The sequence below is a fragment of the Iodidimonas nitroreducens genome, from assembly GCA_000710935.1.
GTDB classification, from domain to species: Bacteria; Pseudomonadota; Alphaproteobacteria; order Sphingomonadales; family Rhodothalassiaceae; genus Iodidimonas; species Iodidimonas nitroreducens.
Genome location: BAYV01000054.1, coordinates 1 through 660, shown reverse-complemented (window position 1 = coordinate 660; position 660 = coordinate 1). Strand labels below are relative to the sequence as shown.

Genomic DNA, 660 nt, shown 5'->3' with positions numbered 1-660 from the left:
AGTTGGAGCCTCCGGCAATCCCGGGGCGGTTCACACCCAGTGTTCAGCGAGTGGTTTACGAACAACATGGGCCGCGCGACTGGACGATCTTTGAGCAATTCGTCCGCGAAGCCAGAATCGACCGCCTTGAAATTCAGGATCCCTACTGCTGTGCGAACAAGCAGGCTCGGGGACGCCTGCTAAATTTCGTCAGCCGGTTCTCTGAACTCGCTGCGAAGCTTGATGAAGTCCAGATAGTGGCCTTCGATGCGGACTCGGTCGATAAGCGAATGGCAGAAACCAATGGCGATCAGCGTTCCGATCTTGAAAACCGCTGGAGAAACACGATCGGATCGATTCCTCTGCATCTGGCCCAGTGTTCCCGCCGCTCGCAAGGCGATTTGCACGACCGCTTTGTAAGAGCGCAACTAGAGAATGGCGACGCCGTCATATGGGATCTGGGGCGGGGAATCGACGGAGTTATGAGCGCCAAATGGTCATGCGTCGTCAATGCCTTTCACGACAAGAACTCGGGTAGCATCGGATTACGGGGACATCGTTTGCAGAAAACAGGCGTTTCCCGACTCTTATAAGATAATGATAAGAAAAATTGCCGAACAAGCCGCGCGGTGTGCCGCGTGTTGATGAGGTAATCCCCCCATTTTTAATGGGGGGTCTTCA

The 660-nt window shown here is 54.4% G+C and carries 1 pseudogene; it reads left to right on the top strand.

The features are described from left to right. Positions 1 to 572: pseudogene (locus AQ1_RS12285) on the top strand (hypothetical protein); the annotation flags it as partial. Positions 573 to 660 lie beyond the last annotated feature (88 nt).